The organism is Mycobacterium sp. (assembly GCF_049647605.1).
Taxonomy (GTDB): domain Bacteria; phylum Actinomycetota; class Actinomycetes; order Mycobacteriales; family Mycobacteriaceae; genus Mycobacterium.
This window is the reverse complement of the sequence record NZ_JBARXZ010000080.1, coordinates 1-12,191: the sequence shown is the minus strand read 5'-3', so window position 1 is coordinate 12,191 and position 12,191 is coordinate 1. Positions and strand designations below refer to the sequence as shown.

At 64.3% G+C, this 12,191-nt stretch carries 12 protein-coding genes; 4 read left to right on the top strand and 8 right to left on the bottom strand.

Annotated features, from left to right (window positions below; translation table 11 throughout):
* Window positions 1-211: 211 nt before the first annotated feature.
* From WBB07_RS10305 to WBB07_RS10270, 8 genes are all read right to left on the bottom strand, one after another.
* Window positions 212-1,420: an MFS transporter gene (locus tag WBB07_RS10305; protein ID WP_526307280.1), complete on the bottom strand. Its 1,209-nt coding sequence runs from the start codon at window positions 1,418-1,420 to the stop codon at window positions 212-214.
* A gap of 52 nt (window positions 1,421-1,472) precedes the next feature.
* A complete protein-coding gene (locus WBB07_RS10300) occupies window positions 1,473-2,789 on the bottom strand; it encodes an aspartate aminotransferase family protein (protein WP_526307278.1) in 1,317 nt (438 codons plus the stop codon).
* Window positions 2,790-2,841: 52 nt separating this feature from the next.
* The gene (locus tag WBB07_RS10295; RefSeq protein WP_526307276.1) at window positions 2,842-3,696 is read right to left on the bottom strand and encodes a substrate-binding periplasmic protein; all 855 of its coding nucleotides are present in this window, start codon (window positions 3,694-3,696) and stop codon (window positions 2,842-2,844) included.
* A gap of 71 nt (window positions 3,697-3,767) precedes the next feature.
* Window positions 3,768-4,418 carry an amino acid ABC transporter permease gene (locus WBB07_RS10290; RefSeq protein WP_526307274.1) on the bottom strand — a complete coding sequence of 217 codons (651 nt, stop codon included), beginning with the start codon at window positions 4,416-4,418 and terminating at the stop codon, window positions 3,768-3,770.
* Window positions 4,415-5,056 (bottom strand): amino acid ABC transporter permease, encoded by a 642-nt coding sequence (locus WBB07_RS10285; RefSeq protein ID WP_526307272.1) that lies wholly within the window; start codon window positions 5,054-5,056, stop codon window positions 4,415-4,417. Before WBB07_RS10285 ends, WBB07_RS10290 begins: the two co-directional genes overlap by 4 nt.
* Window positions 5,053-5,832: an amino acid ABC transporter ATP-binding protein gene (locus tag WBB07_RS10280; protein ID WP_526307270.1), complete on the bottom strand. Its 780-nt coding sequence runs from the start codon at window positions 5,830-5,832 to the stop codon at window positions 5,053-5,055. Before WBB07_RS10280 ends, WBB07_RS10285 begins: the two co-directional genes overlap by 4 nt.
* A 99-nt stretch (window positions 5,833-5,931) precedes the next feature.
* The gene (locus WBB07_RS10275; protein ID WP_526307268.1) at window positions 5,932-6,948 is read right to left on the bottom strand and encodes a LacI family DNA-binding transcriptional regulator; all 1,017 of its coding nucleotides are present in this window, start codon (window positions 6,946-6,948) and stop codon (window positions 5,932-5,934) included.
* An 83-nt stretch (window positions 6,949-7,031) separates the two neighbouring features.
* Window positions 7,032-7,799 (bottom strand): SDR family NAD(P)-dependent oxidoreductase, encoded by a 768-nt coding sequence (locus WBB07_RS10270; protein ID WP_526307266.1) that lies wholly within the window; start codon window positions 7,797-7,799, stop codon window positions 7,032-7,034.
* 300 nt (window positions 7,800-8,099) lie between these two features.
* Between WBB07_RS10270 and WBB07_RS10265 the strand changes: the two genes are divergently transcribed.
* The 4 genes from WBB07_RS10265 to WBB07_RS10250 are packed head-to-tail and all read left to right on the top strand — an operon-like array spanning window position 8,100 to window position 11,994.
* Entirely contained in the window at window positions 8,100-9,443 is a 1,344-nt protein-coding gene (locus WBB07_RS10265; protein ID WP_526307264.1) for an FAD-dependent oxidoreductase, read from the top strand.
* Window positions 9,440-10,195, top strand: coding sequence for an alpha/beta fold hydrolase (locus WBB07_RS10260; RefSeq protein ID WP_526307262.1), 756 nt, complete (start codon window positions 9,440-9,442; stop codon window positions 10,193-10,195). Before WBB07_RS10265 ends, WBB07_RS10260 begins: the two co-directional genes overlap by 4 nt.
* 37 nt (window positions 10,196-10,232) lie before the next feature.
* The gene (locus WBB07_RS10255) at window positions 10,233-11,246 is read left to right on the top strand and encodes an acetamidase/formamidase family protein (protein ID WP_526307260.1); all 1,014 of its coding nucleotides are present in this window, start codon (window positions 10,233-10,235) and stop codon (window positions 11,244-11,246) included.
* 10 nt (window positions 11,247-11,256) lie between these two features.
* On the top strand, window positions 11,257-11,994 hold the full coding sequence (locus WBB07_RS10250) for an SDR family NAD(P)-dependent oxidoreductase (RefSeq protein WP_526307258.1): 738 nt from the start codon (window positions 11,257-11,259) through the stop codon (window positions 11,992-11,994).
* Window positions 11,995-12,191 lie beyond the last annotated feature (197 nt).

Sequence of the window (12,191 nt, the reverse complement as noted above, 5' to 3'; positions counted from 1 at the left end):
TCTCCGTCGGTAACGGGCCGGCCTTCACCCACAACGACCTGAACGCCAAGGCCACCAGCGGCTACACCGGCAACGACTACCAGTTCGGCGCCAACAAGGTGCAGACGGTCTACGTCAACGTCCGATAGCCACCGTCCGGACGCCGAAACTCACAAATGGGCGCCGAGAACCGAGTGGTCAACACCAACTCGTCGTTCTCGGCGCCGCCATGTCAGCGACGCCTCGAGGCCCCCCATCCTCGAGCCGCAAGGCACAACAGCATGGCCACCGCCACCACGCCGACCACCGCAAAGAACCCGTACAACGCAGCGTCGAGCCCCACCCAATCGGCGAGCACGCCGATACCCAGGATCGGCAGCCCCATCGCCAGGTAGTTGCCGACGTAGAGGACCGAGAGCAACGTTGCATGACGATGCGGCATGGCGGCGAGCGCCAGTGTGTTGACTCCCTGCACTGCAGCCAGGAAACCGCTGCCGTGGGCCACCCCGGTACAGACGGCCACCGCCAGGATCATCGGTAAGCCCGGGTGGGCGACCGTGAGAGAAAACAGCCCGCAAGTCACCACCAACGCGCCGAGGGACAGTATCTGCAACGTTCGTGGCGGCCAGGAGCGCACCGTCAACTGGACCATCATCGACACGAGCAGGACCACCACCGCGCCCGAAACCCCGACATCAAGTCGGTCGGTCCTCATCGTCTGCAGGATCCAATCGGGCATCAGCGATTGGAACAGCCCCACAATCGACCAGCACAGGAAGCAAGCCAGTGCCACCGCAAGGAAGGAAGCGACGAGGTGTTTCCCGGTCCGCGAAGTGGTGGGACGCAGGTCGACGTCCGACCCGCGGCGGGTCGTGCGCACCGGGCTCGTGAACGCCATCGCCGCCAGGCAGATCAGGAGTACCGGCAGGAAGCTCACATAGGCTGCCACCAGCCGATTCCCGAACAGGTCTACGGCCCACGCTCCCCACAGCGGTCCAATTGCCGAACCACAGGTGGGACTGGCGACAACAACTGCTTCGACCAGTGAACGCGGTAGCACCCCGACGCCGTACTCGAACATCGCGGCACCCGCAGCGGCCGTGCAGGCGCCCGCCGACAAGCCATGCATCGCACGTGCCGCCAGCAACTCTGTGAACCCGGGGCCCCAGATGGCAATGGCACTGGCGATGAGCGACAGTGTGACCGCCAGCATGATCACCCAGCGCCGCCCGAATCGATCAGACAGCGGCCCGAACATCAACAGCGCCGGTATCAGCGCAAAGGCATACACCGAAAATGCCAGCGCGCTTGCTGAGGGCGTGAGGTGGAAGGTACTGCGGTACAACGGATACAGCGCCGTGGGGATATTGGTCGCCGCCACCACCGCGAAGAAGGCTGCGGCCACGATCCAGAAAGACGCGAGGCGGCGTGTCGGGGTCACGGATCAGGCTCGACCGTGATCCCCGACTGCAGAGCACTCGTTACGACATCACTCACAGCGCCGAAACGGCGCGATCGAATGCCAAGACAATGCGGTCGATGTCGGCAGCGCTGTGCCGATAGCACATGAAGATGATCCCGCGCGGGCTGACGAACACGCCGTCATCGATCAGCTTCTCACAGATGTCGGTGATGACCTCGCGGGAACTCGTCGCGCATGATCCATAGGATCGTCGGTCGCCTTGGGCGTCCCAGAACAGCTGCAGGACACCGCCAACCCGATTCACTTGCAAAGGCACCGAATACTTTTCGGCCACCTCAGCCAGCCCTGCTTGCACTGCGGCACCCGATGATTCGAGCCGGTGGTAGAGATCGGGGCAATTCTCGATCCCGGCCAGCGTCGCCGCTGCCCCAGCGATGCTGATCGGATTCGCGTTGTAGGTTCCGCCATGTTTGAGCCGGCCGCTGGTCAGCACCTCCATCGCCGCAGCAGTTCCGACGACAGCCGAGATCGTCACCCCGCCGCCAAGCGCCTTTGCCAGGATCGTCATGTCCGGACGCACATCCACCAGCTCCTGAGCTCCACCGCGACCGAGCCGGAAGCCCGAGACCACCTCGTCGAAGATCAGCATGATGCCGCGGTCGGTACACGTTTTGCGCACATGCTCGAGGTAGCCGTCGGCAGCCCGGAAGGCACCGAAGTTGAACGGAATCGGTTCCATGATCACCGCGGCCAACTCGTCGCCGTGCTTGTCGATCACGGCATCAAAATCGGCGATGCTGTTCCATCTGGTCACGTACAGCGAGGGTGTGCCATCGATCTGGCCCGGGCCGTTCGGAATCAGGGATAGCGGACCAGCCTCTTCGGCGCTGGGCGTCACCCCCATCGTGTTGGTGTACATCGGGTCCAACCAGCCGTGGTAATGGCCTTCGAACTTCAGCACCGCACGGCGACCCGTCGTGGCCCTGGCGATCCGCAGTGCCACCTGATCGGCTTCACTGCCGGAGTTGGCGAACACCACCCGCTCCGCAGCGGGGATCCATTCGCACAGGGTATCGGCGACGCTGGCTGTCTGCGCGGTCTCGGCACCGAGGATGATCGCCTCGTCGACTTGCCGTCTCAGGGCTTCGACCAGGCCCGGTTCGTTGTGGCCCAGGACAATCGGGCCGAGTCCCATGACACAGTCGATGTACTCGTTGCCGTCGAGATCCCAGAGGTGGGCACCGGATGCTTTTGCGAATGCGATCCGGTGACGGCGCGCGCGTCCCATGGACGCGACGCCGGTGGGGATCACGGTGTCGGCATGCTTGAAATACTCGTCAGACGCCGACAAGCCGTTGGATTCGACGAGCACAGGGGCAGTTGGCACGATGAATAACCAGTTCTCTCGATTGATGTTGTGGTGCAGCGGTTTCGGATTCTCAGAGCAGACGCGGAGCGCCGGTGTCCGCAAGTTTCGGATCGATACCGTATTCAGTGAGCAGCTCGGCGAGCGTGCCGTCGAGCTTGATGGCGGCGATGTAATCGTTGAACGCCGCGAGTAGCGTTGTGTTCGATTTCGCGAAAGGCAGGCTGCATTGGCCGGGGACCGAAGTCGCGCTCACCCGCGGATCGGCATCGGGCACGCTGATCACAAAAGCATCGCCGTAGGTGGTGGGCGCCGACACCGCGCCGTCGATCGCCGCATCGATGCGCCCGGCCTTGAGATCTTGGGCGAGTTCGAGCACCGAGGGATACAGGGTGAGATTGTCACCGTAGACAGACTTCAGGTCAGGCACATACAGATAGCCGTCGACGGTGCCGACTCGCTTGCCCTCGAGGCTCGTGATGGTCTCCGGCTCGGCGGCGATGATCGCCAGGCTGTCCAAGTACATCGGATCGGCCATGGTCACCACCTCATTGCGTTTCTCGGTGCGATACCAGCCACCGAGCGCAGTATCCCACCGGTGCTGCTCCACCCCGGGAACCATGGCCGACGAGGCCCCGGATATCGGTGTCACACTGAGGCATTCAGTGGCCGCAAAACCATTGATGATGTCGGCGTCGAGTCCGCTGTAGCCGTCCGGCCCGGTGGTCGAAGACTGTGGCGGCATGTCGCTGACCCCGATCGTGAGGGTGCCGGCCGAGATCAGATCCAAGTTCTCGTGCGCCGGTACGCAGTCGGCACTCGGCGCTTGGCTGCCCCCGGCGGATGTACAGGCCGACAGCATGCCGGCGACCGCAAGAGCCGTGACGGCGGAGCGCAGTGCGCAGACGCGGAAGCGAAAAGGGTTCATGTGGGCGTTCCTTCGGTTGGACGAATGTAGGTGGTGGTTTCGAGACGGAGCAGATGGATGTCCGCGGGCGGCTACCTCCTGCCGCCCGCGGCGCTGAGCCTGTTGGCGTACCAGGTCACCGGAAGCGTCACTGCCAGGTACAACAAGCCCGCCAGCGTGAGCACATCGAGGTACTGAAATGTGCTCGACCCGATCGAGTAGGCGCGTGAGAGCAGTTCCGGCAGTGCGATGGTGAAAGCCAGTGCGGTGGTCTGGAACAAGGACACCGAGAACCCGATCAAGGCCGGGGCGGCCGAGCGCATACCCTGCGGCAGCACGATGTCCAGAAACCAATGGCGGTAGCGCATCCCGAGTGCGTGCGCGGCTTCGAGCTGTCCGATCGGCACCGCCTGGATTCCCGCCCGGAAGTTCTCACTCGTGTAGGCGGCGGTGGTGAATGCGAAGGCTGCCACGGCCGCGGCGAAATTGTCGAGGACGACTCCGATTCCGGGCAGCCCGTAGTAGACGAAGTACAGCACTATCAGAGCTGGGCTCCCACGTCCGACCTCGACCACCACCAGCGCCGCGATACGCAGAATCCTCGATTTTCCGATGACAGCCAGCGCCAGCAGACACCCGCCCGGTAGTCCGATGGCCAGACTGATCACGGCGAGCTGGATACTGAGCCACAGCCCTTTGAGCAACTCCGGCAGCCACACTGCCCACTGATCGACGGCGATCATGCGGCCACCTTTCGACGGCTCCACGCGTCGAAGCTCCGCGCCAGGATGGCCAACGGCACACTCAACGTCAGATAGATGCCGACTGCGACGGTAAACGGCAGCACTCCGTCGGTGGTGACCCGGGCCGCTGCGGTGGACACGAAGACGATCTCGGAGACTCCGATGGTCGATGCCAACGATGAATCCTTGAGCAGCCCAAGACCGTAACTGGTGATGGATGGCAGGCAGGCACGTGCTGCCTGCGGGGCAACCACGAAGACCAGTTGATCTCGGCCGGACAGCCCGATCGCCTGGGCGGCCTCGTGTTGCCCCTCCGCGACTGCCAGATAGCCACCGCGGTAGATCTCGGCCAGATACACCGCCGCGATCAGGCCCAGGGCCAGCACCGCTGAGGTGAACGGATCGAACCTCAGATCGCCGAACCTGATGCCGAAGTACACGATGAACAGCCAGACGATCGCGGGCACACCGCGGATCGATTCGATGACAACCCTTGCCGCGGTGGACAACACTGCGGATTTGGAAACTCTGGCCAGCATCAGCGGCACCGCGAGAACGGCGCCGATCGCAAACGAGGTTGCGGTGACCGCCAATGTGAGCAGCACCGCCATCGGCAGGGCCTGCACGAGTTCGGTCATCGGTCGACCACTGCGCGCAGGAACCTTCGGGTTCGCTCGTGGGAGGGGTCCGCGAGCACGTCCCGCGGGGGGCCCTGCTCGATGATTCCGCCGTCTGCCATCACCACGAGACGGTCGGCGACGTCTCGCGCAAAGGCGATTTCGTGGGTCACCACCATCATCGTCATTCCGCTGTCGGCGAGCTCGCGCATGACAGCCAGCACCTCGATCCCCACCTCTGGGTCCAGCGCGCTCGTCGGTTCGTCGAACAGCACCACGTCCGGATCCATCGCCAGGGCTCTCGCGATGGCGATGCGTTGTTGCTGGCCTCCGGACAGCCGCGCCGGATGCTCAGATGCTTTGGCAGCCAGTCCGACCCGGCGGATCAAATCCATCGATCGTTCTTCGGATTCGGCTTTTGACCTTCCGAGTACCCGGCGTTGGGCAAGGCTGACGTTCTCGAGCACGCTCAGATGTGGGAACAGGTTGAACGACTGGAAGACCATGCCCACTGTGCGCCGCAACTCTTCCAGCGCCCGCTGGCTGGGCGCGGCTGCGACGTCGAGTGTGTGCGAGCCGACCCTGATGATGCCGCTGTCGGGCACCTCCAGCAGGTTGGTGCACCGCAAGAAGGTGCTCTTGCCGGCGCCGCTGGGGCCGATGATCGCGACCACCTCGCCGGTTCCCACGGAGAGGTCCACATCGGCGAGGACGACGTTGTCGCCGTAGGACTTGGTGATTGCCGTCAGTTCGACAATGTCCTCCACCTCGGTTCGGGAGGACGATCTAAATGTCATGCACAACTCCTAATTCCGTTCCCCCACAAGTAATGATTACGTAGTCATCAGTAGATCAGGTGCGCTTTCGCCGAATATGTCCAATCGATTGCGGGGTCGTTACGAAGCTGGCGGGGCGGTGGAGCCCCTCACGATCAATGACACGGCCACTGTCTCGTGACGCGGGCCATCGACCGTCGGCACGCGGCCTGCCCCTTGCTCGATACGATCGATGAGCAGGCGAACCGCACGGTTCGCCAACTGGTCCTGCGGAACTCTGAGCGTAGTCAGGTCAAAAGACCGCCACGCCGAAATCGGAGAGTCGTCGAAACCGACCACCGCGATATCGGCAGGGACGTCCAGTCCGAGATCGCGAGCGCCGTCGATCACTCCACAGCCGACGGCATCATCGCTGGCGAAGACTGCGGTTGGCCGGCGCCTGCGCGAGAGCAACTCACGCGCATGATCGAATCCGCCTTCATAGCTCATCTCACAATCGATCACAACAGGGTTCTTGATTCCCCTGTCCGCCATACTCTTTCGGAATCCCGATGCTCGGTCGGCGCCACTGCGAAGCCGGGCATCGGCACCGATCATCGCAATATCCCGGTGCCCCAGCCCCCAAAGATGATCCACGGCGAGTTCGCACCCGGCCGCGTCGTCGATCTGCACGGTGTCGATGCCGTCGAGTGCCGGCCTGCGGATGGCAAAGACCACCGGCCGGCCCGCATCGGCGAAGTCGATGACAGCACTACTGCCCGCCCAGTCGGAGGCGGCGTGGATCACGCCGTCGACACCGGCCAGGCTGCGCTTCATGGCTTCGGTCAGGCCACCGCGCTCCGAATCGGATTCGACAATCACCAATCGGTAGCCGCGAGTGATCAGCTCTTCGTGCAGACGATCGGCCAACGTCGCAAAGGTCGAGTTGACCAGTTTCTCCACCACGAGGGCGACCTGGAAGGACTGACCGGCCAACAGCGCCCGCGCCGATTCACTGGGGAGGTAGCCGAGTTGGCGCGCGGCAGCACGAACCCGTTCGACCGTCTCCGGGGCCACGAGCTCGGCATCGCGAAACACCCGTGAGACCGTGCTCTGGGAGAGTCCCGCCAGTGCCGCCACATCCTTGCTGTTGACCACTGGAACCTTCCTGTCTCCTGTGAGACGCAGGATATATGGCCACGACATGCTGTTGCGGTGAACAGCCTCGGTCGCCGCGGCAGTCACGACGGCGATCCGAGTTCCGGCAACACCTGCCCACCATCGACCACCAATGACTGGCCGGTCACAAAGGACGCATCTGCAGAGGCGAAGAACGTTGCTGCACAGGCGATGTCCTTGGGCGAACCGACGCGGCCCACCGGTATGTTCGAGGTGAGTCGCGCGACGGCATCCGGGTCCGCTGCAGCAGCGTCGTCCGTTCGGATGGTGCCGGGCAGGATGGCGTTGACCGTGATGCCGTCCGGGGCGAGTTCCAGGGCCGCAGTGCGAACGAAGCCAAGTTGTGCCGCCTTGCTGGCCGCGTAGTGACCGAACCCCGGATATCCCGTGTACGGCCCGGTGATCGACGAGATGACCACCACCCGTCCCCGCCCCGAAGCTCGCAGCGCGGGCCGACAGGCCTGAACACAGAAGATGGTTCCGCTGACATTGGTGGCAAAAACCGTTTGGATATCCGACTCGGTGAGGTCGTCGATCCCGCGAGACGGATAGATTCCTGCGTTGGCGCACAGGACATCCAGACCGCCCAACCGTGATGCCACCTCATCGGCCATCCGGAAACAGTCGTCTCGATTCGAAACGTCGGATACCAGCGTCTCCACCTGGTGCCCGTCGTCGGCCAGCGCGGCGGCCGCGCGACGCAACTGCTCGGCGCTGCGGCCGGTGATCATCACCTGCGCGCCGGCGTCGAGGAATCCAGCGGCGATACCCAGGCCGATGCCGGCACTGCCGCCGGTCACCAGCACTCGGATGCCGGACAGTCCCGTCATTTGGATGCCGCCACCGATTGGGACCGAACTTTGACAGAATGCGCTACCGCTGCGGGTTCGGCAGTCGGGATAGCGGAGATCATGAGTGGTCCTTCCTGGTGCGGATATGTAATGCGGCCAGCATCGCTGGAAGCAGTGTGAGCCCACTCTCTTCTGTATGTCCACAACTGAATTGGTCTTGACTCAAGTGCTGAAATGTCTCAATCGTCGACCACCCACTGTGAGCCGAATCTCCCGACGTAGGCCTTGCACGCCCAGTTCAACTATTTAGGCTTGCCTTACCTAATAGAAGGGACGGTTATGCGCAAGATCCGAGTGGCGGTCATCGGCGCAGGTCCGGCCGGCATCTATGCCGCGGACATCCTCACCAAGGAGTACGAAGCCGCCTGTGTAGACGTGTTCGACAGGTTGCCGGCACCCTACGGCTTGGTGCGTTACGGCGTGGCCCCGGACCATCCACGTATCAAGGAGATCATCAAAGCGCTGCGCCGGGTGCTGTCCCGCGACGAGATCAGGTTCATCGGCAACGTCCACTACGGCACCGACCTCAAGCTCTCCGACCTGCGTCGGCACTACGACGCGGTGATCTTCTCCACCGGAGCCCGCGCCGACCGGACCCTCGACATCCCCGGTGTCGACCTGCCCGGTAGCCACGGCGCCGCCGATTTTGTTTCCTGGTATGACGGTCATCCCGATGTGCCCCGCGACTGGCCCCTGACCGCCAAGAGCGTCGCCGTTCTCGGCGCGGGCAATGTCGCTCTCGACGTCGCCCGCGTGCTGGCCAAGCCGGCCGACGAGCAGCTCACCACCGAGATCCCCGACAACGTGTACCAGGGCCTGAAACTCAACCAGGCCACCGACATCCACGTTTTCGCGCGTCGCGGTCCGGCGCAGATCAAGTTCACGCCGATGGAGTTCCGCGAGCTGTCACACTCCCCCAGCGTCGACGTCATCGTCCACCCGGAGGGCTTCGAGATCGACGAGGCCAGCCAACAGGCGATCAACACCAACAAGTCGACCCGGCTGGTGGTCGACACCATGCTCAAATACATGGAGAAGGAGCCGACGGGCGCACCGCACCGGATTCACATCCACCTGTGCCAATCGCCGGTGTCGATCCTGGGTATCGACCGGGTGGAGGGGCTGCGCACCGAGCGCACCGAACTCATCGGCGACGGAACCGTCCAGGGCACTGGCGAATACACTGATTGGCCGGTCCAGGCCGTGTACCGCGCGGTCGGTTACCTGTCCTCACATCTGGCCGATCTGCCGTTCGACCATTTCGAGGGCGTGGTACCCAACACCGCGGGCCGGGTGCTCGAGATGGACGGGGTGGAGATGAACGCCACCTACGTCACGGGCTGGATCAAGCGCGGACCGATCGGCCTCATCGGTCACACCAAATCCGATGCCGCCGAGACCATCACCAGCCTGCTCACCGATCTGCCCGGCATTCGGCCGCCCGAGATCTCCGGGGCCGACGCCATCCTCGATCACCTTTCGGCTTCGGGGATCGACTACACCACGTGGCAGGAATGGGAGAAGCTCGACGCCCACGAAGTGGCGCTCGGTGAGGCGTCCGGGCGGGAGCGCATCAAGGTTGTCCCCCGCGCCGACATGGTGCGCGCCGGCCGCGTTGCGTGAGCGCGCTCCATCACCAAACCTACGGCGCACGTGGCGGTTTCCCGGTGCTGCTGCATCACGGCCTGGTCGGGTCGTCGCATGTCGGCAGCGACTGGGACGCCGCGGCCCGGCGCGCCGATGTCGAACTGATCGCCGTCGCCAGACCCGGGTACGGCCGGTCCGCTCCGGTCGAGATGGCCGCCATTGCGGACTGGCCCGCCCTGGTGGCACCGGTTCTGAAATCACAGGAGCGCTACGGCGTGTGGGGCGTGTCGGCCGGCGCACCGTATGCCTGCGCGCTGGCCGCCGTCGATCACCGCGTCACCGCCGTGGCGATCACCAGCGGGCTGGGTCATGTCGCCGACGAACGGGTCCGGCAGCTCTACAGCAACCGGTCCCAGCAGGCGTTTTTGTTCTTCCGAAACGGTGCGGCCGACGACGTCTGCCGGTACTGGTACCAAACACTGACAGCGGCACTGATCGACGAACCGGATGACCCCGGCCTCAGAGATTCCCTGGCACACAACGGCGCCGGACCGGGCCGCGAAGCCGTGTTGCAGCAACGCCCTTGGGGCTTTTCCTTTTCGGAGATCGCTGTTCCGGCGCGGTTGTGGCACACCCGGCACGACACCATGGTGCCGTTCGCCACCGCCCAACACCTGGCCGACTCGATCCCCGGGGCAACGTTGGTCGAGCAGTACGACTCCGAGCATGTCCCCAGCCTGAGCACGGTGTCGGCGGCACTGGACTTCCTGGCGCAGTCGGGCCGGTAATTGTGCGTACTGCTGCCGGGCAGTACAGGATGGTCACATGGAGCACGTCACTTTCATCCCGACCGTCGACCAGTTCAACTTCACCTTCGGCGGAGCCGCGCCCGTCATGCGGATCCGACCGGGGACAGTACTGACGCTGTGGACCGAGGACGCCTACGGCGGGCGGATCACCAGTCGCGATGACGTGGCCAGCAGCGCGCTGGACACCGAGGACCTGAACCCGCAGACGGGCCCGTTCTACATCGAGGGCGCCGAACCCGGCGACACCCTGGCGATCCATCTCGTGGATCTCACTCCGGCCCGGAGTTGGGGCGCCTCGACGTTGATCCCGTTCTTCGGCGGGCTCACCAGCGTCCCGGCCAATCCGACACTGCAGCCGGCGCTGCCGGAGCGCACCTGGATCTACGAGTACGACTCGACGGCCAAGACTGTCGGATTTGTCGCCCAGGGCAGTGATTTCGAAGTGGCCCTGCCGGCGAACCCGATGATCGGCACCGTCGGGGTGGCGCCGGGGCGCCGAGAGGTGCGCACCTCTCTGGTACCCGACTCGTTCGGCGGCAACATGGACAGCCCGGAGATGACCGCCGGTGCCACCTGCTATCTCGGGGTCAATGTGCCCGGTGCCCTGTTCTCACTCGGTGACGGGCACTACCGGCAGGGTGAGGGTGAGTCGTGCGGCACCGCGGTCGAAGGGGCGATGCACGTCACCGCGATCGTGGAGCTGGTCAAAGGTGGCGGGCCGGCTTGGCCGCGGCTGGAAACCGACACCCATCTGATGTGTATCGGGTCGGGCCGCCCACTGGAAGAGGCGTGGCGGGCCAGTCAGGTCGAGATGATCACCTGGCTCGGTGAGCTCTACGGCCTGGACCGCCTCGACGCCTACCAGCTGCTGACGCAGATCTCGCAGGTGCCGATCGCCAACGTCGTGGACACCAACTACAGTGCGGTCACCAAGATCGACAAGCGATTGCTTCCGGTGGCTCCGGCTTACGGCGGCCTGCACACCGAGCTACGTTCGGCCGCCGCAACACTCGGCTCCATCAATTACTAGAAGGGACATCATGGATCTCGGATTGACGGGTAGGCGTTTCCTGGTCACCGGCGGCACTCGTGGGATCGGCCGGGCAGTTGTGGAGGGCCTGCTGGCAGAAGGTGCCGCTGTCGCCTACTGCGCACGTACGGTCGACGACGAACATCAGGTGCCCGGCGCCATCGGTACCGCCGTGGATGTGGCTGATGCCGAGGCTCTTTCGGCGTGGGTGAATGGCAGTGCCGAGGCGCTGGGTGGTATCGACGGCGTGGTGGCCAATGTCAGCGCGTTGGCCATTCCGGAGAACCCGGACAACTGGCGCACGTCGTTCTCGGTCGACATGATGGGCACGGTCGGTCTGGTGGACGCGGCACTGCCGCATCTGCTGACAGGTGGCGCCGGATCGATCGTCACGATCTCCAGCGTGTCCGGGCGGGAGATCGATTTTGCGGCCGGCCCGTACGGCACCTTCAAGGCCGCCATCATCCACTACACGCAGGGGCTGGCATACCAGCTGGCCGCCAAGGGCGTGCGCGCCAACTCCGTGAGCCCGGGCAACACCTACCACCCCGGCGGGGTGTGGCCCTCGATCGAGGAGAACAACCCCGAACTGTTCGCAACTGCGCTGGGGCTGAACCCGACCGGCCGGATGGCGACACCGCAGGAGGTGGCCAACGCGGTGGTGTTCCTGTCCAGCAGCGCAGCCAGTTTCATCACCGGCACCAACCTGGTGGTCGACGGTGCACTGACCCGAGGTGTCCAGCTGTAGAACCACAGAGCTCGGACGACAACAAAAGAGGCACCCCCGTGATCGGGGGTGCCTCTTTGTGGTTGGTGATTATCGGACGTTGACGTAGACCGTCTGCACCTTGTTGGCGCCGAACTGGTAGTCGTTGCCGGTGTAGCCGCTGGTGGCCTTGGCGTTCAGGTCGTTGTGGGTGAAGGCCGGCCCGTTACCGACGGAGA

Bases quoted from the DNA above. Each gene is read 5' to 3' on its own strand.
- WBB07_RS10295 (WP_526307276.1), bottom strand. From the start codon at position 3,696: ATGAACCCTTTTCGCTTCCGCGTCTGCGCACTGCGCTCCGCCGTCACG.
- WBB07_RS10290 (WP_526307274.1), bottom strand. From the start codon at position 4,418: ATGATCGCCGTCGATCAGTGGGCAGTGTGGCTGCCGGAGTTGCTCAAA.
- WBB07_RS10285 (WP_526307272.1), bottom strand. From the start codon at position 5,056: ATGACCGAACTCGTGCAGGCCCTGCCGATGGCGGTGCTGCTCACATTG.
- WBB07_RS10280 (WP_526307270.1), bottom strand. From the start codon at position 5,832: ATGACATTTAGATCGTCCTCCCGAACCGAGGTGGAGGACATTGTCGAA.
- WBB07_RS10270 (WP_526307266.1), bottom strand. From the start codon at position 7,799: ATGACGGGACTGTCCGGCATCCGAGTGCTGGTGACCGGCGGCAGTGCC.
- WBB07_RS10265 (WP_526307264.1), top strand. From the start codon at position 8,100: ATGCGCAAGATCCGAGTGGCGGTCATCGGCGCAGGTCCGGCCGGCATC.
- WBB07_RS10255 (WP_526307260.1), top strand. From the start codon at position 10,233: ATGGAGCACGTCACTTTCATCCCGACCGTCGACCAGTTCAACTTCACC.
- WBB07_RS10250 (WP_526307258.1), top strand. From the start codon at position 11,257: ATGGATCTCGGATTGACGGGTAGGCGTTTCCTGGTCACCGGCGGCACT.